The sequence below is a fragment of the Sphingobacterium sp. GQ94 genome (genome assembly GCF_059758715.1).
The window spans coordinates 1-23,619 of record NZ_JCAXEC010000023.1; the positions used below are offsets into that span (position 1 = coordinate 1).

At 35.1% G+C, this 23,619-nt stretch carries 19 protein-coding genes; 10 read left to right on the forward strand and 9 right to left on the reverse strand.

Annotated features, from left to right (window positions below; translation table 11 throughout):
* Nucleotides 1-173, reverse strand: a 173-nt coding sequence (locus tag AC6CHH_RS15440) for a LuxR C-terminal-related transcriptional regulator (protein ID WP_200859600.1), incomplete at its 3' end; no start/stop codon positions are given.
* 292 nt (nucleotides 174-465) lie between these two features.
* Here AC6CHH_RS15440 and AC6CHH_RS15445 point away from each other — a divergent pair.
* The 4 genes from AC6CHH_RS15445 (at nucleotide 466) to AC6CHH_RS15460 (ending at nucleotide 4,789) form a co-directional block, all read left to right on the forward strand.
* On the forward strand, nucleotides 466-777 hold the full coding sequence (locus tag AC6CHH_RS15445; protein WP_498284484.1) for a hypothetical protein: 312 nt from the start codon (nucleotides 466-468) through the stop codon (nucleotides 775-777).
* A 128-nt stretch (nucleotides 778-905) separates the two neighbouring features.
* Nucleotides 906-1,742, forward strand: a complete 837-nt coding sequence (locus tag AC6CHH_RS15450; RefSeq protein WP_498284486.1) for an MBL fold metallo-hydrolase — start codon at nucleotides 906-908, stop codon at nucleotides 1,740-1,742.
* A gap of 15 nt (nucleotides 1,743-1,757) precedes the next feature.
* The gene (locus tag AC6CHH_RS15455; protein ID WP_498284488.1) at nucleotides 1,758-2,732 is read left to right on the forward strand and encodes a helix-turn-helix transcriptional regulator; all 975 of its coding nucleotides are present in this window, start codon (nucleotides 1,758-1,760) and stop codon (nucleotides 2,730-2,732) included.
* Nucleotides 2,733-2,920: 188 nt separating this feature from the next.
* A complete protein-coding gene (locus AC6CHH_RS15460) occupies nucleotides 2,921-4,789 on the forward strand; it encodes an MGH1-like glycoside hydrolase domain-containing protein (protein ID WP_498284490.1) in 1,869 nt (622 codons plus the stop codon).
* 83 nt (nucleotides 4,790-4,872) lie between these two features.
* On the opposite strand, the gene AC6CHH_RS15465 is transcribed toward AC6CHH_RS15460, so the two are convergent.
* Nucleotides 4,873-6,228 (reverse strand): Gfo/Idh/MocA family protein, encoded by a 1,356-nt coding sequence (locus AC6CHH_RS15465; RefSeq protein WP_498284492.1) that lies wholly within the window; start codon nucleotides 6,226-6,228, stop codon nucleotides 4,873-4,875.
* Between the two features lie 374 nt (nucleotides 6,229-6,602).
* On the opposite strand from AC6CHH_RS15465, the gene AC6CHH_RS15470 reads away from it, so the two are divergent.
* The 4 genes from AC6CHH_RS15470 (at nucleotide 6,603) to AC6CHH_RS15485 (ending at nucleotide 9,653) form a co-directional block, all read left to right on the forward strand.
* Entirely contained in the window at nucleotides 6,603-7,208 is a 606-nt protein-coding gene (locus AC6CHH_RS15470) for a hypothetical protein (protein WP_498284494.1), read from the forward strand.
* Between the two features lie 97 nt (nucleotides 7,209-7,305).
* Nucleotides 7,306-8,076, forward strand: coding sequence for a helix-turn-helix domain-containing protein (locus AC6CHH_RS15475; RefSeq protein ID WP_498284496.1), 771 nt, complete (start codon nucleotides 7,306-7,308; stop codon nucleotides 8,074-8,076).
* Between the two features lie 207 nt (nucleotides 8,077-8,283).
* Nucleotides 8,284-8,958 (forward strand): helix-turn-helix domain-containing protein, encoded by a 675-nt coding sequence (locus AC6CHH_RS15480; RefSeq protein ID WP_498284498.1) that lies wholly within the window; start codon nucleotides 8,284-8,286, stop codon nucleotides 8,956-8,958.
* A gap of 77 nt (nucleotides 8,959-9,035) precedes the next feature.
* Nucleotides 9,036-9,653, forward strand: coding sequence for a DUF417 family protein (locus AC6CHH_RS15485; RefSeq protein ID WP_498284500.1), 618 nt, complete (start codon nucleotides 9,036-9,038; stop codon nucleotides 9,651-9,653).
* A gap of 92 nt (nucleotides 9,654-9,745) precedes the next feature.
* Here AC6CHH_RS15485 and AC6CHH_RS15490 read toward each other — a convergent pair whose 3' ends face one another.
* Nucleotides 9,746-11,047 (reverse strand): family 16 glycosylhydrolase, encoded by a 1,302-nt coding sequence (locus AC6CHH_RS15490; protein ID WP_498284502.1) that lies wholly within the window; start codon nucleotides 11,045-11,047, stop codon nucleotides 9,746-9,748.
* A gap of 397 nt (nucleotides 11,048-11,444) precedes the next feature.
* Here AC6CHH_RS15490 and AC6CHH_RS15495 point away from each other — a divergent pair, with 397 nt between their 5' ends.
* Together AC6CHH_RS15495 and AC6CHH_RS15500 are read left to right on the forward strand one after the other, a co-directional pair.
* Entirely contained in the window at nucleotides 11,445-12,662 is a 1,218-nt protein-coding gene (locus AC6CHH_RS15495) for an enolase C-terminal domain-like protein (RefSeq protein WP_498284504.1), read from the forward strand.
* 111 nt (nucleotides 12,663-12,773) lie between these two features.
* On the forward strand, nucleotides 12,774-14,405 hold the full coding sequence (locus AC6CHH_RS15500) for an ABC-F family ATP-binding cassette domain-containing protein (protein WP_498284506.1): 1,632 nt from the start codon (nucleotides 12,774-12,776) through the stop codon (nucleotides 14,403-14,405).
* Between the two features lie 56 nt (nucleotides 14,406-14,461).
* Here AC6CHH_RS15500 and AC6CHH_RS15505 read toward each other — a convergent pair whose 3' ends face one another.
* The 6 genes from AC6CHH_RS15505 to AC6CHH_RS15530 form a co-directional block, all read right to left on the reverse strand.
* Complete coding sequence (locus AC6CHH_RS15505; protein WP_498284508.1) at nucleotides 14,462-15,265, reverse strand: GLPGLI family protein; 804 nt, start codon at nucleotides 15,263-15,265, stop codon at nucleotides 14,462-14,464.
* An 80-nt stretch (nucleotides 15,266-15,345) separates the two neighbouring features.
* Complete coding sequence (locus AC6CHH_RS15510) at nucleotides 15,346-16,560, reverse strand: MFS transporter (protein ID WP_498284510.1); 1,215 nt, start codon at nucleotides 16,558-16,560, stop codon at nucleotides 15,346-15,348.
* A 331-nt stretch (nucleotides 16,561-16,891) separates the two neighbouring features.
* Complete coding sequence (locus tag AC6CHH_RS15515) at nucleotides 16,892-18,448, reverse strand: RagB/SusD family nutrient uptake outer membrane protein (RefSeq protein ID WP_498284512.1); 1,557 nt, start codon at nucleotides 18,446-18,448, stop codon at nucleotides 16,892-16,894.
* 18 nt (nucleotides 18,449-18,466) lie between these two features.
* The gene (locus tag AC6CHH_RS15520) at nucleotides 18,467-21,757 is read right to left on the reverse strand and encodes a TonB-dependent receptor (RefSeq protein WP_498284514.1); all 3,291 of its coding nucleotides are present in this window, start codon (nucleotides 21,755-21,757) and stop codon (nucleotides 18,467-18,469) included.
* Between the two features lie 17 nt (nucleotides 21,758-21,774).
* Nucleotides 21,775-22,935 carry a FecR family protein gene (locus tag AC6CHH_RS15525; protein WP_498284516.1) on the reverse strand — a complete coding sequence of 387 codons (1,161 nt, stop codon included), beginning with the start codon at nucleotides 22,933-22,935 and terminating at the stop codon, nucleotides 21,775-21,777.
* A gap of 64 nt (nucleotides 22,936-22,999) precedes the next feature.
* Entirely contained in the window at nucleotides 23,000-23,554 is a 555-nt protein-coding gene (locus tag AC6CHH_RS15530; protein WP_498284518.1) for an RNA polymerase sigma-70 factor, read from the reverse strand.
* Nucleotides 23,555-23,619: the final 65 nt, after the last annotated feature.

A 23,619-nucleotide genomic window follows, 5' to 3' on the forward strand; every position in this document is an offset into this window, starting at 1 on the left:
TCAAAACCCAGAAGCTCCTGAAATGAGTATTCGCTTCCGGCAAATAATTGCATATAGGTATTGACTGTATTACGGGAAATACCGAGAACAGAACCTATTTTACGGTTACTGTAACCGTCCAGATGTAATGTGAGTATTTGTTTTAAGTCCATCGGATCAAGTTTGTTGGCCATATCGCTGTATTTAAAGCGACAAGGTAATTCTTTCTTGATCTTTTAAAGTGGCACAATTCGAACCGTAAAACAGATAAATCCACAAAAAATTAAACCATCATAGTGGCATCATTTGAACCGTAATACCTGGCACAATCAGGCCGAAATAGCTGGCACAATTTGAACCGTAATATCCAGGTTAAATTGTCTTTCATTTAAATGCAATCAAACGGAAGCTAAATTTAACTCAAAAAGAAACTTGGGCGGGTCATTCAAAAACCAAACAATATCTAAAAATTAAAGGCAAGAAAATATGAAAATTATTACGAGAATTTGGCATGGAATCACCAAAAAAGAAGATGCAGATAACTATTTAAATCATTTATTTGAAACTGGGGTTAAAGATTATCGAAGTATTAAAGGTAATCTCTCTGCGAAGGTTTTACGAAGAATTGATCATGATATTTGCCATTTTATGACAATTACTGAATGGGAATCAACGGAGAGCTTAAAACAATTTGCGGGGGATAGTTTTGAAAAAGCAAAATATTACAAGGAAGATAAAAAATATCTTCTTGAATTTGAGGAGTATGTTGCTCATTTTGAAACCTATTTAGTCGAATAATTAAAAAGAAGCTAATTAAAAATATTGAGTCGAAACAAATTTTTCCTAATTCTGATATAGTTCTTTTTAATCATTTTGCTTGTCACTCCCGAAAGAAAACAGCATTTTTAAAAAGAATTTATCAAACTATGAAATTACACAGTATAGACACCGGTTTTTTTAAATTAGATGGAGGTGCTATGTTTGGCGTTGTACCCAAGTCCATTTGGCAAAAGACAAACCCCGCAGATGAACGCAATCTATGTAACTGGGCGACTCGTTTATTGTTAATTGAAGATGGACCCAGGCTGACCCTAGTGGATACAGGCCTTGGAGAAAAACAAGATGAAATTTTCTTTCGCCATTATTATAGACATGGTGATGATACCATAGACTCTTCGTTAAATAAATTGGGCTTTCATAGAGACGATATTACAGATGTAATTTTAACTCATTTACATTTTGATCATTGTGGTGGAGCTATTATACGACAAGGGGATCGACTAAGTCCTGCATTTAAAAAAGCGAGGTTCTGGTCAAATAAAAAACATTGGGACTGGGCCACTAATCCAAATCCGAGAGAAAAAGCTTCTTTTTTAAAGGAGAACATCCTACCCATACAACAAACAGGTCAATTAAATTTTATCGAAGAAGAATTTCCTCAATTTGATACAGGTATCAAAATGCGTTTTGCATACGGGCACACTGAGGCCATGATGCTTCCTCAATTAGAATATAAAGGAAAAACAATTCTTTATATGGCAGATTTGCTACCTTCAATAGGACATATTCCTATTGCATACGTTATGAGTTATGATGTTAGACCGCTAGTAACCATGCAAGAGAGACAAGATTATTGGAAAGAAATTGTTGATAATGAATATATTTTATTTTTAGAACACGACCCTGAAAATGAATGCTGTACCCTTCAATATACTGAAAAGGGAATTAGACTAAAAGAGAAGTTTAAACTCAGCGATATCTAAAATTACTTCATTAGTATGTCAGTTGATTTAAAAAAGCGTTTTGATAGAATTGTAGAGATCTTGATTCAACTGCAATCTAAAAGAGTGGTCCGTGCAAAGGATTTGGCCAGGCACTTTCAAGTAAGTTTGAGAACTATTTACAGAGATATAAAAAGCATTGAACAAGCTGGAGTTCCTTTAATTGGCGAGGCCGGTACAGGATACAGCATCATGGATGGATATCGTTTGCCACCGGTCACCTTTAGCAAAGAAGAGGCTTTAAGTTTTGTGGCTAGTGAGAAATTAGCAGAGAAGTTTCTAGACAAAGGAAGCGCAGCCTTGTATGCTTCTGCAATGCAGAAAATAAAATCAATATTGAAAACAAACGATAAGGAAATCGTATCTAGCATGCAAGATCAGATTGTGATCAAAAAACAGAACTCTCCCCTATTTTTAGAAAATGTTACTCATGTTTTAAGCATCACCTTTGAAGCAATTACTCATTTTAAACAAATCCAAATACAGTATCAGGGAATTCGTGACGATCAAGCCCAAACTCGTTTATTGGAACCTATTGGCGTAATTCATGAAACTGGTTTTTGGTATATAATTGCATATTGTACACAAAGAAAAGACTTTAGGCAATTTCGGAGTGATCGGATTCAATACGTTGAATTAACTGAAATGGCGTTTACAAAAGCACATATTTCCATTAATGAGTATATCAAAAGGAATCAAAGACCTGAAATGGAAAAGTATAGATCAACCATTTTGGCAACAAAGGAATTTGCTCCCTACATTCGCTTCCAACGAAACCATTACGGTTTTCTCTCAGAAAAAAGTTGTCAAAATGGAATAGAAATGACTTTCGAGAATTCTGACATCGTAAATGAATTTCCACGTTGGCTGATGATGTTTGCTGATCATATTAAAATCTTGGAACCCGAGGAGCTTAAAGTAAATTTCAAGAAATTAATCGTTCAATCACATGATTATCAAATTAATAACTAGTTAAAATTCAAACTCCTTTCCTTTTACAGTTTAAGGACTGATTTCGACAAATGCCAACATTCATTTTTTGGGGAGTTTAAACTGCGTATTCTGATTAAAATTATATCATAATTGTATTGATAAAATTTGAAATTGTTATCTTGGACTAACAAGATGTTTTTCAACCACCGATATTTCTAAATCAAATTATGATATATAATTCTGCAACTAAAATTTTATTGCTCATTATTGCTCCTATTTCGCTTATAACCCTAACAGTTTCGTGCCGAGTGACAAATGCTCAATTTTACACCGAGGAATTGCAAAGAGTTAAGTCACAAGCTAAGAAGGATTTATCGAAGAATGTTGATGAATTTAACAGCTATAAAGATCGACCAGAATCAGATGGTCCCTTTAATGCTTCAAATAATAAAGAGTTCTTGATTGATAATATCCCTTTACTAAAGAGCTCAAACGACACGATAAACAAAATATATAATTACCGCTGGTGGATGATAAGCAAACATCTCAAAAAATACAATGATCCCATTGACCAAAAATCATATTGGGTGGTAACCGAATTTTTTGGTGATAGAGCATGGGCCACCTTGAGCGGTGCCATTACCTGTCCAGCTGGTCATCAATTCTATGAACTCAGATGGTTGAGAGATCCGAAGTATTTAAAAAATTATGCAGAGTATTATATGCTAGGTTCAGCTTCACGATTAAACCAACGTGAAAATGGAAATTTTTTAACCTATTTGAGTCGACCAGAAAGTCATCATTTCTCCAGCTGGATGATCGATGGTATTGAGGCCTATCTCAAAGTTCACCCCAATCACAAATGGTTAACTGAAATCGTACCCGGTTTGGAACATCATCAAAAAGTATCGGACAGTTTATTTACAGTTAAAAATGAAAGATCACCAACAAATGGGATGTATAAAATATTAGACTTATACGATGGTATGGAGTTTAGCCTCTCTGCAGTTTTGGGATTAATTAATAGTCATGACGGGGCCTATGAAATGTATACCGATGAAACTTGGCGAGAATACTATCTAGGATGGGAAACAACCTCAAAAGCAGCAGAATCAGATTTAGCAAAACGTTATCCCAAAGCCTATCGAAAAGGATATCCAGATTTATATTTAGTTCGCCCATCGGTGAATAGTTATGCGTATGGTAATTTAAACTCTTTAGTTAGATTAAATGAATTGCTATATAAAGAAAATCCAACCCATAAGATAAAGGAAAAAATAAGAGTTTATCAAAAGAAGTCAAAGAACCTACAAAATAAAGTCATAAACACCCTTTGGAACAAAGAAGACTATTTTTTTAACACTTTCACAGCTGGCGACAACCAGTATGGAGTAAAGGATTATCAAGCCAGGGTAAGGGAATCCGTGGGATATACTCCTTGGTATTTTAACATGATACCCCAAGAATATCATCAAAAATATGCTAAAGCCTGGGACTTTTTTTCTTCAGATAAAGGGTTTTACAATCACAAGGGTATGACTACTGCTGAGAGGCAACATCCCTATTATAACGAACAAGCCTATGCTTGGAATGGTCGCGGATGGCCATTTCAAAACTCGGTAGTTTATAAAGCATATGCTAATTATTTAAGAAATTACAAAAAAGACATAACCAATGATGAGCGTAAGCTATTGTATGACTACATCCAAAAACTAGCGGTCATGCATCAAGTTGAACAGCCCAATATCGGGGAATGGTATATTCCTAGCGATGGAAATAAATTTGGTGGCGAGAAAGATTATTTTCACTCTACATTTCCCGACATAATTATTGAAGATTTGATTGGATTCAAACCCACGCATGAAAATAATTTCACCATAGAACCGCTTCTTCCAGAAAACCAATGGGACTATTTCTATTTGGGAAACCTCTTATATCATGGGCATGAAATCGACATTATTTGGAAAAAAGACTGGAACCAGAATAAAGTCGGGAATCAAAGTAAGCTTTGTATTTGGGTGGATGGTAAATTAAAACGTCAAAATCGAAATTTAAATCACAAAGTTTTAATTTCCTTGGGCAAAGAAGTTAAATAGGGAAATAATATAATCAAGATGAATACTAAACACAAACGATTTTGGTTATGTTATTTTAGCCACCGCTTATCAAGTTGGTCAAACTATAAAGACGGATGTTTCCAAGGAGAACGATAATTACGCCTTAACATCTTTGTAGCGACAGGATCATCGATACAAATTTTCTTTTCCGGATCATACACCACTGGACGCTTCAACTCCATAGATATATTGGCTAAAATGCAACTTGCTGTAGAAATATGTCCTTCGAGTATATCAGCTACTGGTAATTGATCATGATCAATGGCCCAGAGTAGATTCTCCATATGTCTGCGAGTTGCCGGAGCGGCATTCAATTCGATTCGGGGCTCTTTTAAATCCTCGGGATACTCCTGTTTCTCGTAAACCACATCCTTTAGAATTTTTTCCCCTTTTCCACTAGGAATAAATTCGTATTTCATCGTGCTTCCCTTAAGTGTTCCTTTTTCCCCATATATGATAAATGCCCATGGATACTCTGGATCAGCTGGGGTTCCCCAAGTTCTGTGTTGCCAGATACAGTTCAACTCTTCATATTCGAACATAGCTGTTTGGGTGTCTGCAATGTTAGATTTGGCTTGTTTTTGAACAAAAATTCCTCCAGAGGCCGTAATTTTCTTTGGCCATTTTAAATTTAACATCCAACGAACTGTATCAAACATATGCACGCACATATCACCAGTAATTCCGTTTCCGTATTCCATAAAGGATCGCCACCAGCCACCATGAGGTAAGCCATCATAGGTTCTTAGTGGTGCAGGGCCAGACCACTTCTCATAATCCAAAAAATCAGGGACAGGCATTTCTTCAGGATTTCCGTTTGCTCTCATGTGGTAGTAACAACACATCTCTACGTGAGAGATTTTACCTAGTAATCCCTTATCAACGATATTTTCCTTCGCATCAATCATATGTGGAGTACTGCGGCGTTGGGTACCAACTTGAACTTTCTTATTCAATCTTCTCGCAGTTTCAAGGATTGCTTCTCCTTCTAAGACATCTACACTTACCGGTTTTTGAAGATATACATTTGCTCCGGATTCCATCACGGCTATTGCTTGTAAAGCATGCCAATGATCGGGCGTCCCAATAAGTACAATATCCAATTTATTCTCAGCTAAGAGTTTTCTATAATCCGAATACATTGTTGGGACCTGCTTGGAAACTTGTCGCTGACTAATCAAGTTTGCAGCCTCTTTCAAACGATTTTCATCGACATCGCACACAGCCACTACCTGGACATCACTTACTTGTAGAAGTCTAAATAGGTCACTTTTCCCATACCAACCAGCTCCAATCAACGCAACCCGCTTTCCTTTAATTTCAGCGGTTGAAAACCCATTAGCGTGAAAGGAACTTAAGGTTAATAAAGCTGAAGTTCCCAAAATAAAATCTCTTCGGTTTAAAGGTAAAAATGTCATAACTCTAGATTTAGTTAGGATGAATACGTTTATCACTTATTCTGGTAGAAAATATATTCTACAATATAGTGAACATAAGCTACAAATCAAACAATACTGCTGGTTTACACAGCCTATAAATAGTTATATAAATGTATTTAATTTCATTCACAACCATGACATCTTTGTAGTGGGAGGAATTGAATCATTATTTCCCCTTTTATTAAAAACACCCTCTTATCTATTTTTTTCAACCTCATTTTATAAACGCTTTTGTGATTATGTATGACTAAAGAATATTATTGGTAAAATAAATGTAACTTTTTAAAAATAAATGATTTTTTACAATGGAAATAGCCAATTCTTTTAGATTTTTACCTAATCAAAGAAATAGGATGAAATATAATCTAATTGCTAAATTAAAAACTTTGTATATTGTTTCTACAACAGTGGTTTTAGTTTATTTATTGGTCTCCTTTTCCACATTTCGGGATTCTTTTGAAGAAATATCGGTAAAAAGGATAAATATAGTTGATGATCAGGGAACAAATAGAATGGTGATTTCAAATCAAGATAAAATCCCTAATCCAATTATAGCTGGAAAAGAATATAAAAGACAGGTTTATCCAGCAGGAATCATATTTTATGATGAAAAAGGAGACGAAGTTGGCGGAATTGCCTTAAGTAAGCTGGGCGAAACAGGTTTACGTGCTTTGGCTTTTGATTATGCAAATGCTGATGCCATTGGACTGTTAACCCAAGAAGACCTGAATGGATCAAATTTTCGAGCAGGGATATTAATCAACGATAAAGACCTTTCCGGAAAACCCGGAGCAAACATATCAAGAATGAAATTAATGACTGAAAATGGTAATGCAGGATTAATCATTAATGATATGAAAGAGAACCCTAGAATAAAAATCATGGTTGATAGTCTTGGTAATCCTATCATTCAAACGATTGACATTCACGGGAAAATTAAGGATATTTTAATTAAGTAGTAAATTGAATAAGCCCTAATGATTCAGTACATTTGAGAATGTTATAGGAAGAATTATTTTCCTATAACAACTCGAATGGAAATTGAACTATTAACTTATGACATTTAAAGAATTTCCTCCAAGTGAGACTTTAAAACCATTTATAAAATCTTATCATATTTTTGAGAGCGAGACAGGTTCTCTGACAAGAATATTACCCATTACGACCTTTGCCATAGCCTTTCCGCTCTCAGGTGAAATAACATATATTCAAGAAAATAGGAAAATCGCATTGACATCATCTGTTCTAATTGGGCCTAGAAGATCGGCTCAAATAATAAATTATGGTATAGGATCGAAAACGCTTTTAATTTTTTTTTACGAAACGGCAATTTCTTCATTTCTAAATCATCCATTGACACAGGTATTTGAAAAATATATTCCCTTAAACCAGTTTTACTCTTCCATTGAATTAAATCATTTAGAAACTCAACTTCGTGAGTTGGGTTGTGATTTGGAAAAAATAAGTCTTATTGATAAATTTTTCCAATCCAAAATCCAACGCGTAAAATCTGATCTCTTAATTCTTCAAAGTATAGATATTATCCGTTCCAAGCAAGGTGTCATAAAAGTCATGGATTTGGCAAAAGAGTTATGGATAAGCCAAGATTCCTTCGAAAAAAGATTTCGAAAGAAACTAGGAATTGCCCCAAAACATTTCGCCTCAGTAGTAAGAATTCAGCATATCATTTTCAATAACTCCAAAGAAAATCTTAATTTAGACTTGCTGGTTAAATTTGGATATTATGATAAACCGCATTTTAACAGGGACTTTAAAAAATTCACTGGGTTATCTCCAAAAGAATTTTTTAAATCTGAATATTATTGATTTAAAAAATTAAAATCAATTCATTTCACGTTAACACGTTAACAAAAAGATCCATTGGAGGAATACATTAAAATAGAACAGGTACAAAACAAAAGTATATCTTTTAAAATATACGAACCATATTACTGTATCCTGCTGTTGGATACCTCGTCTGATTTTTCTATTGACCTAAATCAATACCATTGTTCAGGTAAAAACCTGGTTTTTATGTCTCCGTATCAACATTTCCTTTGGAATGGAAACAATCCACCTACATGCACAATAATAAAATTTCATGGCGATTTCTATTGTATTGAATACCATAAAAAAGAGGTTGCCTGTAACGGTATCCTATTTAATAATATTTATCAGAATCCATTCGTTCCTGTCTCAGAAAAAATATACACTGAAATCCGCGATATAGTCTATAAAATCCAAGAATTTGAGAACACAAGCAAGAGCTACAATATGTCCATTATAAAATCATACCTACAATTGATTTTAGCTTTAAGCAGTAGAGAAAAGCAATTAATGAGTACTCCTACAATTTATGCGGATGAACAAATGCAAAACAATCTTGCTAATTTTCAGCTAATATTGGATAAACATTTTTTGAACAACAGATCCGTATCTTATTATGCTGAATACTACGGTTTATCTGTGGACGCTTTTAGTAAAACTATAAAACGAAACTTCAAGAAGACCCCCTCCAAGCTTATTCAAGAGCGAATCGTTTTAGAGGCTAAAAAATTACTTCATTTAAGTTTTTTGAATATTAAAGAAATTGCAAGTCGACTCAATTTTAAAGATGAGTTTCATTTTAGCAGGTACTTTAAAAAAGAGGTTGGAGTCTCGCCTAAACAATTTCGAGATAAGGTGGGCATTTCAATAGTCGCAAAATAGGGCATGAATAATCCTGATTTATCCATTTTAATCGGTTGAGTTTTCAATTACTTTTGTTAGGATCAAATAACAAGCAAATGGAAAAAATATATCAAATCACATCCAATCTACGTCCTACTTTTGTGAACTTAACCCGAATCTCCATCGCTATTGTCATGATTTGGATTGGTGGGTTAAAAGCATTCCAATATGAGGCAGATGGCATTGTTCCCTTTGTCATTAATAGTCCTTTAATGAACTTTTTCTATCAAAACACAAATAATGTAATACTAGATGAAAAAGCAAATGAAATTCCAGAATATACGAAGTTTAAAAATCCGGAAGGTAAAACTGTCCAAAAGAACATAGCTTGGCACCAAGAAAATGGAACTTATATATTTTCATATGGCTTAGGCGCTGTCATCATTAGCATTGGAATCTTGGTTTTATTAGGGATTTGGTATCCAACAATTGGTTTTTGGGGAGGTATACTAACCGCAGGTATGTCCTTGGTTACACTAAGCTTTCTAATAACTACTCCTGAGGTCTATGTGGCCAATTTAGGCGGAGATTTCCCAACTCCTCGCTTTGGATTCCCGTATCTTTCAGGTGCAGGTAGACTGGTTATCAAAGACATTATTATGCTGAGTGCAGGTTTAATAGTAGCTTCCCAGGCAGCGGAAAGAATTCTGAAAACCAAAACAATATCTCGTTGATCTCAACCTATATTCTACAAGAAATCTATATACCCTATACTTGGGGTACATAGATTTGCATTTAACTATCTTGAACTATTAAATCAAAAGTCTTAGAGAATCTCAAAATAGAAATCATCACCGTAAACTGTGCCTGTAGAAGGTTTATAAAAAAATAATGTCGCACTAGTTTGAGAACTTCCGGTGGTAAAGGTAACTGAAGCCTCCGAATAGGAAAGGGAGGTTAGTTGACTGCTTTTGTTTACACCACCATAATTTTTCACCCCAATCAATACCGATTCTCCAGCAAGGGATACTTTTCCAAAACCACCAAATCTATAGGTGGTATTTGGGGTTAGTCCCGTAATGTTTTGTTCAATTGCACCTGCACCAGAGGTCACTTGAATACTCTTTTGTCCTGACCGAGCATTATTATTTTGGATACTGGCACTTCCCCAATAGCTCCATGGTGATAGGTTGTTTTGCTCAAACCCGCTATTTTCAAAAAGAGGCAGCTTAAATACTCGTACATAATCCACTCGCATGCTAAATGGAAGATCAGCAGCCGTAATGGCACCAGGCCACCCCGCCCCACCCGCTTGATTCAGAATGATATAAAAAGGTACATCAAATGGCCACTGTTGCCATCCCGCACCTACGGCTCTATTATAGGTTCCATTTAATACATCATTGACATAAAATCTAATAGAAGTTGAATTCCATATTATGCTATAAATATTATAATCATTTGTATTATAAGTTTGCGAATACGTAGCTGTACTTCCACCATTGGCATTTGTAACTACGGCGTTGTGAATTGTTTGATGAACAACCGATTCATTATTGACATGTTCCATTATATCGATTTCCCCACAACCAGGCCATGAAGAGTAAGCTGTTGCCGGTTCAGGCATCATCCAAATCGCAGGCCACGAACCACGTCCATGACTGAATTTTGCACGAACTTCAATTTTTCCATATGTCAAATTGAACTTACCTTCTGATTTTACCCCCCCACTATGATAAGGCACATTATCCTCCGCAATAATGGCATTATCCATTCGCAATAGAAGATTATTTCCATCTAAAGATGCATACGCAGGTAAATTCGTCATATATTTATTCCAAGCCACGGTGCCACGGACCGCTGCAGTCCATTTATTTGCATCATATGCCCCATTTGAATTGAATTCATCAGACCATATAAGTTCAAAATCCATGGCGCTTTGTTGTAGGTCCATCACATCTGGACTTTTTGTCTTTGATAATAATTCCTGTGCTTTAGGATTAAAGTTTGCCTTTTGGCAAGAACTAAGAAGGATTGCCAAACCAAGAATAAATACGTGTTTTCTCAGGTTAATAATTTGTGTGTTCATAGGCGTTTTTGAATTTCGCGATTTTAGGTTTTCAGTCATACAATATCGATTGAGCTATCGATTTGTATAACATAATACTAAATTATACAACAAACCGTATAAAATGTAATAAATCAGGCAAGTAACGGTAAAAAAAAAATAAAATGGCAGTTTAACGCTCATTAAAATGATTTAGCAAATTGTAACGTTTAAAAAAATATTTTTTTTTCGAAAAAATGCGTTCTTGATATGCTTAAGCTAATTTAGAGTCGGACTTTTAGTCAAAAAGTAGAAAATTGACCTTCCAATATTTAGTGCTGGACAAAACTTTATTTAGTTTTTTTGTATACTTGTATACCAACTATCCGTTTGATTACAAACGAGATATAGTCTAAACTTAAAAATTTCCAATTATACAATAGTATTTTAATAGGTCATAAAAACTAAAAAATCGCTTATGAAAAGAAGAACATTTATCCAATCATTAAATATTGGATTAGCCACTAGTCTGGTTCAAGGATTGCCAAATATCGCAAGTGCATTTCCAAGTGAAGTTAACTTACGTTCGAAAGCCGAACTAGCGTACCATAAAATAAAAGAAGTTCAATTTTCATCAGTTAGATTACAATACCCTCGTTTAGTAGGGAAAAATGCTAGACTTGATATTCATGGATATGGACCGAATGTAGAAATTTGCATTCTTAAGACAGATCAAGGCGCAATGGGTTGGGCATCTTTACGTGGATCGCAAAGAGATGCTCAGAATCAGGTGAAAGAAATGATTGGAAAACAAATATCAGAAATATTCGATCCTGAAATTGGACTGTTAAATCAGCAATATATGCCCTTTGATATTGCCCTTCATGATTTAGTAGGAAATATTCTGAATAAACCTGTTTATGCTCTTTTAGGTAACGAAAAACCATTTACTACAGCGTATTATAGTGGAATGATCTATTTTGATGATTTGGAGCCAAGTCACCAACCTGGTGGAATAGATCGAATTTTGGAGGAATGTCAGTTTGATTATAATTTAGGTTACCGTCAATTTAAACTCAAAATTGGTAGAGGAAACCGCTGGATGCCTTACAAACTTGGTCTTCAACGGGATATTGAAGTAACAAAAAAAGTTGCCGCAGCTTTTCCAGATTGCCAGATTTTAGTGGATGGAAACAATGGATTCACGGTGCAGGAATTTATAAAATATTTAGAGGCCATCTCCCCTATTAAATTATTTTGGATAGAAGAACCCTTTCATGAGACTGTATCTGATTACCGTGAGTTAAAATCTTGGATGACAAAAACCGGATTCGAAACCTTATTGGCAGACGGAGAAGCAGATCCCGATCCGAGACTTCTTACCGAATTAATGGAAAACAAATTGTTAGATGTTTACCTGACCGATATTGAAGGATTAGGATTTACCAATTGGAGAAAGCTAATGCCTGAATTAAAACGTTTTGGTGTTCAAGCATCTCCGCATGCTTGGGGTTCATTATTAAAGTCCTATTATACTGGCCATTTAGCTGGGGGATTAGGAAATACGGTTACTGTTGAGGGGGTTACCTGCAGTTCTGATGATGTGGATTTCTCAGCATACACCATACAAGATGGAAAACTAATACCACCGTCAAAACCAGGGTTTGGCATGCCTTTATTAAAAAAATACAGCTAGTATTCATGAATGCATATTAATAGGGTTAAAAGGTAATTTATTCAATCTTAATTAATTTTATATATAAGGAAAGATTAAATTATCTTTGCACCTCAATTAAATAAAGCGATCGTGATTAACGTAAACAATATTTCTGTATCTTTTGGTGGAACCACACTTTTCAGTGATGTGTCTTTTTCAATTAATGAGAATGATAAAATAGCATTAATGGGAAAAAATGGGGCTGGGAAATCTACATTATTAAAAATCATAGCCGGTGCTGGTAAACCAACGACAGGGAATGTATCAGGGCCTAAAGATGCTGTGATAGCTTATCTGCCTCAGCATTTATTGACCAAGGATAACCTGAGTGTTTTTGAAGAAACATCTAAAGCATTTCAAGAAGTATACGCTATGCGAGATGAACTAGAATCTCTCAATGAGCAGCTCAATATACGGACTGATTATGATTCGGATGATTATATGAAAGTCATTGAACGTGTTTCAGAACTAAGTGAGAAATTCTATTCGATTGAAGAAACCAATTACGATGCGGAGGTTGAAAAAGTATTAAAAGGACTAGGATTTGAGCGTCGTGATTTTACGCGCCAAACTTCTGAGTTTTCAGGTGGATGGAGAATGCGGATTGAACTGGCCAAAATATTGTTAAAAAAACCAGATCTCATTCTTCTGGATGAGCCAACCAATCATATGGATATTGAAAGTATCCAATGGTTAGAAGACTTTTTAATCAACTCCGCTAAGGCTGTCATTGTTATTTCCCACGATCGAACGTTCGTTGATAATATTACCAATCGAACCATAGAGGTCACGATGGGCAAAATATACGATTATAAAGCAAAATATAGTCATTACTTAGAGCTGAGAAAAGATAGAAGATTGCATCAATTAAAGGCTTACGAGGAACAACAACGGTTTATAGCGGACAATCAGGAATTTATAGATCGATTCAGGGGGACGTATTCAAAAACTCTTCAAGTTCAATCGAGAGTAAAGATGTTGGAAAAACTTGATATCATCGAAATCGATGAAGTTGATAATTCTGCGCTTCGACTTAAATTCCCGCCTTCACCACGATCTGGGAGCTATCCGGTGATCGTCGAAGACCTGAGTAAAAATTATGGGGATCACCTGGTTTTCGAAAAAGCAAATTTAACTATTGAACGGGGAGATAAGGTGGCATTTGTCGGTAAAAATGGTGAAGGTAAATCAACCATGATAAAAGCAATTATGGGAGAGATTGATTTTGAGGGAAGTTTAAAAATTGGCCACAATTCAAAAATTGGCTATTTTGCTCAGAATCAAGCAGCGCTATTAGATGAAGAATTAACAGTTTTTGAAACCATAGATCAGATTGCTGTTGGAGATGTACGTGTGAAAATAAAAGATTTATTAGGCGCATTTATGTTTAGTGGAGAGGATACTACGAAAAAAGTTAAGGTATTATCAGGAGGTGAAAAAACTCGGCTAGCTATGATTAAATTGTTACTTGAGCCAGTAAATCTCTTAATTCTTGATGAGCCAACCAACCATTTAGATATGAAAACAAAAGATATCATTAAAGATGCTCTTGAAAATTTTGATGGAACATTAATATTGGTTTCTCACGACAGAGATTTTCTGGACGGTCTGGCAAAAAAAGTCTTTGAATTTGGAAATAAACGTGTTAGAGAACATTTTGAAGATATTAAAGGATTCCTAGAATATAAAAAAATGACAAACTTAAAAGAGATCGAGAACTAATCCTGCTAAAGACTCTTTTTCATAATCCATCATAATAAAGGTTTGACTAAAATTCACTAAAAAAGCTCGATAAAATTATTGTCTTTTAGTCTTACTTCTTTCATATATTCAATATGTTTACCGCTTAAATGAGTTCCTTCTGCCTTTGCAATCAGGATTAAATTATTTCTTATCTCTTGCCGCTCCTTTAGGAAACTTAATTTCGTTGTATTGTGTATTTTAAGATCTTCTCTAAGGGATAGGACATCAAAAATAATCTTTCTCTTTTTAAGCATTCCAGCAAATTTAAATTGAAAATATTCATCTTCATCACTTACAGCGATGATGAGCCCCGGTAATCCTTGAAATTTATACGGACCGTCAAAAATTGATATTTCAGTATTGAACCATGCAGTCCATTTGCGTCCTCCCCAAGTGGTTGTCGCTTTTTGACAAAGAAAACCTGCAATAGTTGAAGTATCACTAGAAATTTCCCATATCATTGAATCTCTCCGCTCAGAATAAACAGAGAGATCATTACTAATGGACATAAGTGTGCCCCTTAGAAATTCAAAAGTCTTAATTGTGTCCGCTGATTTTACTATCTCAAAATTGGTCTGATTGATTGGACCATAAGAATAAGCTATACCTTTTGTCAGTTTATGCTCATTCAGAACAGAGTCTGAATCGTATTTACTCATTCTATGAAATACGCTGATCTGTTCTGCTATTAGTAACTCGCATAACCATTCTTTCCTGGAATTTTCATTAGTTGAGTCCGGTTGAATTGAGAAATTATAAAGAATTTGAATATCGGAATACCTCTGGGCTTGAACGGCATGAACCAATAAAGAAAACATTATAACCACAGTAAATTTCATATTTAATAATTTTAGTTTTCAAAATAGTACTATTTAACGAGTACCAGGATTGCCTCTACCCCAAAGTTATCCCTATATGATTATGGTTTTGCTTTGGCCTTCTGAAATATCTTCTCCTTAAAAAAAATGAATATGATCATTAAAATAAATATTGAAAAATAAGCTGGCATCAACCATACGTTTTTCCAATCATAGCGGTCTCCCGAAGTACTTTCTAAAGCATAAATTTCGGTAATAAATCCGGAAATATAGGCCCCAAGGATCATTCCAATTCCATAGGTTGCAAACGTTAACAGTCCCTGCGCAGCATTCCTTGTTTTATCATCAGCTTTGCTATCAGTATAAATTTGACCTGTGACGAAGAAAAAGTCATAACATATACCATGTAATAATATTCCTGCCAACAACATCCAAGTGTCCTGTCCAATCTCAGCAAAGGCAAATAGAAAGTATCTCAATATCCAGGCTATTACAGCAAAAATTAGCATAGCCTTTACCCCTAGTCTTCGAAACATCAGCGGTATGAATAACATAAAAACGAATTCTGAAATTTGTCCCAAGGTCATTTTTCCAGAAACATTTTCCAAGCCAATATCATTAAGAAAGGCATTGGTGAAACTGTAGTAAAAAGAAAGTGGTATACAGATTCCTATAGAACATAAAAAGAAAGTTAAATAAGATCTATCCTTCAATAATTTAAAGCTTTCTAATCCGATAACTCCTTTTATGCTAGAAGCCCCTTTCTCATATTTTTTTGAATTGGGGAGTACCAATGCTAAAAAGACCAATACGATGGAGGCGGCGGCAGCGAGTTTAAAAGTGTATGGCGAGGCCTCAAGACCATTGTATCCTAAAATCAAACCCGTTATAATCCAACCAATTGTTCCAAACACACGAATTAAAGGAAATTCTTTACTTGCATTTTTAAGTAAACTAAACGCAATCGAATTACTTAAAGAAATCGTAGGCATAAATAACATGCAATACAACAAAATCAGCCACCAAAAGCTAGAAAAATCTGTTAAACCACTGATGATCCACAAGGTGATTGCACCAAGGGCATGAAGGACGGCGATTACATATTTTGGAGCAAAATACCGGTCGGCAATCATTCCAATAAAAAAAGGGGAAATGAGCGCCCCTATTGATAGGTTCGCATATGCTGAGCCCACTTCAATGGCATTGGAACTAAAATTTGTAAATAGATAGTTTCCCATGGTTACATACCATGAACCCCATATAAAGTATTCTAAAAACATGAAAACGGATAATTTACCTTTGGTTAGTAAATTCATAAAAAATAATAGTTAAAGCTAGTAAGGTTATTTAAAAATTGAATACGGTTTATACGTAGGTCATCTCCAATATAAGGAGATTTTATCAAATTAATAAAATATAGTTTTACACAGCAGCTTTTTCGAGTTTTGACACAACTCATCCCTGAGAATTAAAAAGCTATACTCAAGGGTTAGCTGGTATAAAATATTTTACTAAAAGTCTAAGTTGTTAAAAAAAATAATCTGGATTCTTGGACTTTCTCTAAAAGGTTTACCAGAATAAACTCCAGTAAACCTTTCTGAACATTGATTTTGATTAAGAAATAATTTTAACAATTCCGTTTAAATCTTACCAATTGGGATTTTGTACGATACTCTTGTTTAAATCAATTTCCCGTTGAGGAATAGGCCATAAATAATCTCTGTTTTCATCAAAATTTCGTTTGATTCCAATATCCCAAATTTTTGAAACACCATTCAACATATAATCAAATCCCTGCACTGCACCAACTTTTTCCGAACCAATTTTCCATCTGTACATATCGTAAATACGTAGCCCCTCAAAGGCAAATTCAACTGCTCGTTCCTGATGAATCTTTTCTCTTAGTTCATTTTGAGATAAGCCGGTAGAGATGGGAGGCATTTCTACAGATTTGCGTCCTCTCACCAGATTTATAGCATTATACACAGTTTGATCAATCTGTTGCAATTCCACTTTAGCCTCAGCATACATCAATAAAACATCAGCATATCTCATTAGTATTAAGTCAATATCTCCTTGGGCTGGATTAGCTTTGTCATTTGCATAGTCTATATATTTTCGAATATTCCATCCATGAGAAGAGTTATTATCCTGTGTATTTACTTTATCAACTGATTTGTTATCTGCTGTTGGTAAGGAATTATATAGTACATTTTTTCCACCTTCGGTATATACCACCGAACCAGGATAATAGATAGAATAACCAAACCTGGGATCAATATTTTTGTATGGATTCGCGGGATCTTTTGTCCCTTTGTAACCATATTTCAAGAACAATTTGCGAATGGGCTCAGCGGTACTGCTCCCACCAATAGAATTCGGACCCCAATTAAATGCACCATGGGTTATTCCTCCCTTAGCAAATTGGTTCGCAAAGATAATTTCAGCAGAATTCTCACCGGCATAACTGAAGAGCTCACCGTAATGTTCATGAAGTTTGTATACTCCTAAATCCATCACCGCCTTAGCGGCCTTAGCAGCCTGTTCCCATTTTTGATTTCGAATGCAAACTCGTGCTTTTAGTGTTAATGCGGCTCCTAGAGTTGCCCTGCCTAAATCAGCATCACTATACCGTAGCGGCAAACCGTCTTTGGCCACGATGTCATCCAATTCTGAAATAATAAAGTCAACGGTTTGTGATTTGGGATTATTGGCCACATGTTCATTAATCATAATGGTTTTTAGAATCAAAGGAACATCACCCCAAAGGCTGGTTAAATTCGTGTAATAATAGGCTCTCAAAAACCTAGCTTCAGATTTTACTCGTTTGATTAATTCAGGATCTGCCTGAGGTATCTTGTCAACATTTTCCAATAAATTGTTAACCTTTCGGATTCCCCTGTAGTACCTAGACCAAACATCAAAAACTTCGTTATCTAATGGGTCCTGGATTCCCATACCTAATTTGTACCAGGTTACCCAACCATTTCTCACATAGCCTAAATCAGTTGCACCGTCCAAGTTGATAACCATATTTACTTCGTCTAGTTCTCTGTAAATGGCGTTTATGGCCAATAAGGCATCCTTTTCCTGAGTCCAGAAGGTATTTTCAGAAATTAAAGTCGTTGGGTATAATTCCAAAGAATCCTCGCAGCTGCTAAGACAGAGCGATAGCATGCAGAGATATATTATTTTATTTTTCATTTTCTCGGTTTAATTTGGTTAAAAAATAAAGTTCATTCCAGCAGTCATAACCTTACTTTGAGGAAAATATTGTAGTCTTCCAGCGGGAAATTCAGGATCAACCCATTGGGTTCCAGAGAACGTTAGTAAGTTTTCTGCAGATACATATACCCTAAGCTTCTTTAGTTTCAACTTATCCACAATTGAAGTAGGGAAGCTATATCCCAATTGGACGTTCTTTAATCTTAGGTATTTTGTATCTTGAAGCCAAAAATCTGAAACAAAAATATTCCAACTATTACCATAGGACACTCTTGGCATTGTGCCATTTGGATTCCTGGTTTCGTGGTAACGATTTTTGGCCATATCAGCTGTCGTAAAATTCTGCCAATTAGGCCCTTCGATTAACGCTCCATCCAAATTAGATTGTGACTTAAGAACACCCTGCCAGAACATCGTAAAATCGAATCCTTTATAGCTAGCATTAAAGTCTAAACCAATTGGAAATCTTGGATCCATATTTCCTAATACAACACGATCCTCAGAATTAATAACTCCATCTTTATTGGTATCCTCGTAAATGATGTCTCCTAATGTAGCTTGTGAGTTGATTTTTGGATATTTGTCCAAATCTTCCTGAGTTCTATATAAACCTAAAGTTTTGTAGCCATAAAGAGTGTTAATTGAATACCCTTCCCTCCAAGTGATAAAGTTGTCACGATAATACGGCCCAGTACCTTTGAGATCTGTGATTTTATTGATTACATCAGAAATATTGAATCCAATACTATATTTAAATGGTTTATCTGTTTGATTCCCATTATAACGTGCAGAAAACTCCCATCCCTTATTTTCAACAGTAGCTGAATTCTGCGTTGGCGCCTCAATTCCAATACTCGGAGCTATCGGCAATGAAAATAAAATATCGTTTGTTGTTCTCCAGAAATACTCCCCTACAAATGAAAAGCGACCTTGGTATAATTCAACATCTAAACCAACATTACTCATCTTCGTTGTTTCCCATGTGATGTCCGTGTTTGCTGCTAAGGTTTGAGCAGCACCAACCACTACGGTATTGTTAAAATTATAGCCTTGATTCAAATTATAGGTAGCTACATTGCGATACAATGGAATATCCTGGTTACCCAATTTACCCCAAGATCCTCTTAATTTTAATTCAGAAATAACTCCATTATCCTTTAGGAAATTCTCTTGAGAAATTCTCCAACCCGCTGAGAAAGAAGGAAACAAACCATATTTTTTGCCTTTAGAAAAACGAGATGAACCATCATACCTTAAATTACCTTCCAAAAGATATTTATCTTTAAATGCATAGTTAATTCTACCAAAAAAGGATCTCAATCTCCATTCTTCTGATCCACCCCAATTTTTCCAGTTCTTAGTATCTCCTGCATCAATTTCTTGGAGTTCATTACTGTAAAAATTATCCCTACTCGCACCAAGTGCACGGTAGCGATTATGAATTTCATCATAACCTACCATGATTTTAAAATCACTTTGACCTATCGATTTATTGTAATCGGCAAATATTCGATAATTGGGTTCGAAAGTTCGCTTTCTCTCATCAGTTAGTTTATTTTGCGTCCAGAAACTAGAAACCGGTATAGGGTTTCCTGTATAATAGTCCAACATCTCCAAACGCTTTTGATAAAGCTGACTCTCCATAAATGAGTTATTGAAAGAAAGGTAGCCTTTAAGAGACAATCCTTCTATAATGTCGTATTTTAGCCCCAAGGTTCCAACCACCTCATCAGTTTGTCGCTTTTTAGATCCAGATTTGTTGACTAAAGCATAAGTATTAATCCAGCCACCAACCATGTCATGGGATCCATTCGGATACTCACCTACTACAGATTGTTTAGAATGAAGTACACTTTGAATGAGTACATTCGGATCTTGTCCTACCCCTGTATAGTTCCTCCTACGGTATAATAAATCTGCATTAAAACTTAATTTTTTAGTAATGTATAAATCTGCATTAATACGTGCACTATACCGTTCAAAATTATGTTTATATAATATACCATCCTGATCCAAGTAATTTAAGCTGGCCAATATTCTACCGCTTTTCCCACCAGCAGATAGAGTTAATGCGTGGCTATGTTGAAAGGCCTGATTGTTAAATAAAGCCTTACCCCAGTCCGTAAATGGATATTTTAATGGTTCAGTTCCAGCTTCTACATTTTGAATCCATTCATCACTATGCGGTATTGGTAATCCTGCATTTTCATAGGCTTCATTGGTCAATCTAAGATAATCGCCAGGGCTTGCCGACTCTGGCCAAAAGTTTATTCTTTGAAGACCAAAATAATTATCATAGCTAACTTGTACACCCTCCTTTACTCCTCTTTTGGTTGTTACTAATATCACACCATTTCCAGCCCTAGAGCCATATATTGAGGCAGAGGCAGCATCCTTTAGAACCGAGATAGATTCAATTTCTCCAGGTGAGACACTGGCTAGCGATTGTGGTATGCCATCCACCAAAACAAGTGGGTTGGAATTATTTAAAGTTCCTGTTCCACGGATTTTAACTTGTACATTATCATCTCCTGGGGCTCCTCCTCTGTTGACTATACTTAATCCTGGGGCCAATCCCTGTAAAGCTAGAGTTGTGTTTGAGACAGGTCTCTCTGCAATCTCTTCACCTTTCACTGCAGACACCGATCCAGTCAAGTTCTCTTTCTTTTGCGTACCATAACCGACCACAACAATTTCAGAGAGCTCAGATGATAAGGGTTCCAAATGAATAGTCAATAGTTGCTGTTCAGCATTCACAGCAATTTGCTTACTTAGATAACCTAAATAGGTTACAACCAATGTGTCTTTCCCAGTAAATTTAAGCTCGAACTTACCTTGGGCATCGGTTTGAGCACCGAGCGATTCATTACTTTTCAAGGAGACAGTGGCGCCCTGCAGTGGACTTTGATCCTGATTTAAAACTGTACCTTTTAAAATCCTTTGTTGAGGACGTTTTGTACTTTTATGGTCTAATTCATTTCGATTGACATTAATCACTAATGTATTTGCAATTAATTCATAACCATAGTTGGTCCCTTGCAAAATTTCTGCAAGAATATCCTTAATATTTTTATTATTTGCATCGAGGTTGACCATTTTCTTATGAGAAGAAAATTCGTCGGGATAAATCAATTTCAAATTACTGCGGTCTGCAATTTCATGAACAACAACATTCAAATTTTTATTTTTTGCTGTCATTGAAATGGATTGCAGGTTAGCAAAACTTGACAAAGAAATACCCATTCCGCAAATCAGTAACCAATGGTTTTTTCTAATTTTTTGAGACATAAGTTTAGGAATTAGGGTTAAATATTATTTTTATTTGTAACGTATTTTCCGATGGCAAAGAATGATTCACCAGTCATTTGATTAATTATCTTTAGCATTTCATGTAAAGAAAGATTTCTAGAGATAACACCTGAATAGGTTCCACGATATGTACTATGGATACCGCCAATTGAAAAACCATACCACTGAGACAGTTCTTCCAAAATCTCGTATATATCCGCATTTTTAAAATTGAAATCCCCTTTTCGCCAGGCTAGCACTTTCTCTATGTCGGCAAACTTCTTATCGTAAGAGCTTTGATTGCTTATGATTTGTTCCCCTGGGGATAACATGACAGAGCCCATGGATGAATTGTATCGAATATTCCCATCAACCAAAGTGGTTTTCACCCAATCTTGATAGGCATTAATATTAAAGGAAGTACCAAAGACTTCAATGCTATGCTGGGCATAGCGAACTAAGAAAGTTTTATTTAATTGGTGATTAACATCAAAAAAACCCTCACCTTTTAGCTCAACATTCCTTGAATTTTGTGCAAACTCTACGGGGAATTTTAAAGAAGAATGCGCGTTAAGCCAAACCTGTGAACCATCCATTAAAACTACCTCACAAGTAGTTTCCCCGTAGGTAACAACCTCTACAAATTTATGCAAGCTATTAAGACCTTTTTTGAAGTTATAGGTGAGTTTACCATTCCGAAAACAAATGGTCACTCCATCTGCTGTAAAACTCGCTTCTGAATGGATATCTGAAATACCCATTTTCTTACCATCAGATAGGATTATGGATATCTTGTTTAAAAGAGAATCTTTTTTCAAAAATCCTTTCGAATGAATAGCATTAAACGATTTATTATCTGTGGAAAAATAAGTTTTATTTAAATAAAAATTTAAAACAAATAAAACCATAACCGTTCCAGTTGCAATTGCCAACTGCACAATCCTTCTACGCTTTCTTTGCTTTTTAAATAATATAGACTTTTTCCATTCTTTTTTTGAATCAATGGACTCTAGGTAAGAAATTGACTTTTTTAAATAATGTTCATCGGTAATCCTATTAAACAGTTTTCGATTATCTACAGATTCCTCCAGCCACAAAGAAAGTTCGATCCTTTGTTCCTGGGTCAATTCATTATTTATATGACTTTCGATCAACTCAATAAGACGAACTTGATTCATTTGGTTAGGTTTCTAAGAATAAGAAAACTTAACCTATAAAAAGTACCAGCACATATATAAAAATTTATAAAAAAAAGAACAATAGGCTTAATAAACCATTCCAAAGCAATTTTGACCGTAGTAATTTCAAACCATTTTGCTTATGGTTTTTTACAGTCTGAACACTTAAGACTAACAAATCAGCGATTTTTTGATTTGAAAAACCATCAAAATAAGAAAGATAAAATATGTTTCTGCACTTATCAGGCAATGTTGAAATAGCAAAATGTAATTTTGCTATCAATTCAGCTTCAATGATTAAATCCTCTTTTGTTGGTTCAAAATGACTTTGATATAATAAAAAATTAGAAAAGCGTTCTTTGACTTTGTTCCTCTTAAGCATATTTAATGATGCATTCCTGACAGAGGAGTACAGGAAGCTCACAAGTTGCGCTTGTTCCTTTTGCTTTAATCCATCAAGTTGCCATAATTTTTCAAAACTGTCTTGGACAATATCATTTGCTATTTCTTTATCCTGCACAAATTGATAGGCATAATAACTCAATCGAGAAAAATACATTAAAAATAATTCTTCAGCCATTCCGTAGGCGAATTCACTCTTTGGTGAAAGGTCTAGCATTACAGTATCATTAGGTTGTAGGTTGCATTTAAGTTGCTTTCTAAATATAGAAATAATATTTGAAA

Bases quoted from the DNA above. Each gene is read 5' to 3' on its own strand.
- AC6CHH_RS15445 (WP_498284484.1), top strand. From the start codon at position 466: ATGAAAATTATTACGAGAATTTGGCATGGAATCACCAAAAAAGAAGAT.
- AC6CHH_RS15450 (WP_498284486.1), top strand. From the start codon at position 906: ATGAAATTACACAGTATAGACACCGGTTTTTTTAAATTAGATGGAGGT.
- AC6CHH_RS15455 (WP_498284488.1), top strand. From the start codon at position 1,758: ATGTCAGTTGATTTAAAAAAGCGTTTTGATAGAATTGTAGAGATCTTG.
- AC6CHH_RS15460 (WP_498284490.1), top strand. From the start codon at position 2,921: ATGATATATAATTCTGCAACTAAAATTTTATTGCTCATTATTGCTCCT.
- AC6CHH_RS15465 (WP_498284492.1), bottom strand. From the start codon at position 6,228: ATGACATTTTTACCTTTAAACCGAAGAGATTTTATTTTGGGAACTTCA.
- AC6CHH_RS15470 (WP_498284494.1), top strand. From the start codon at position 6,603: ATGAAATATAATCTAATTGCTAAATTAAAAACTTTGTATATTGTTTCT.
- AC6CHH_RS15475 (WP_498284496.1), top strand. From the start codon at position 7,306: ATGACATTTAAAGAATTTCCTCCAAGTGAGACTTTAAAACCATTTATA.
- AC6CHH_RS15480 (WP_498284498.1), top strand. From the start codon at position 8,284: ATGTCTCCGTATCAACATTTCCTTTGGAATGGAAACAATCCACCTACA.
- AC6CHH_RS15485 (WP_498284500.1), top strand. From the start codon at position 9,036: ATGGAAAAAATATATCAAATCACATCCAATCTACGTCCTACTTTTGTG.
- AC6CHH_RS15490 (WP_498284502.1), bottom strand. From the start codon at position 11,047: ATGACTGAAAACCTAAAATCGCGAAATTCAAAAACGCCTATGAACACA.
- AC6CHH_RS15495 (WP_498284504.1), top strand. From the start codon at position 11,445: ATGAAAAGAAGAACATTTATCCAATCATTAAATATTGGATTAGCCACT.
- AC6CHH_RS15505 (WP_498284508.1), bottom strand. From the start codon at position 15,265: ATGAAATTTACTGTGGTTATAATGTTTTCTTTATTGGTTCATGCCGTT.
- AC6CHH_RS15510 (WP_498284510.1), bottom strand. From the start codon at position 16,560: ATGAATTTACTAACCAAAGGTAAATTATCCGTTTTCATGTTTTTAGAA.
- AC6CHH_RS15515 (WP_498284512.1), bottom strand. From the start codon at position 18,448: ATGAAAAATAAAATAATATATCTCTGCATGCTATCGCTCTGTCTTAGC.
- AC6CHH_RS15520 (WP_498284514.1), bottom strand. From the start codon at position 21,757: ATGTCTCAAAAAATTAGAAAAAACCATTGGTTACTGATTTGCGGAATG.
- AC6CHH_RS15525 (WP_498284516.1), bottom strand. From the start codon at position 22,935: ATGAATCAAGTTCGTCTTATTGAGTTGATCGAAAGTCATATAAATAAT.
- AC6CHH_RS15530 (WP_498284518.1), bottom strand. From the start codon at position 23,554: ATGCTAGACCTTTCACCAAAGAGTGAATTCGCCTACGGAATGGCTGAA.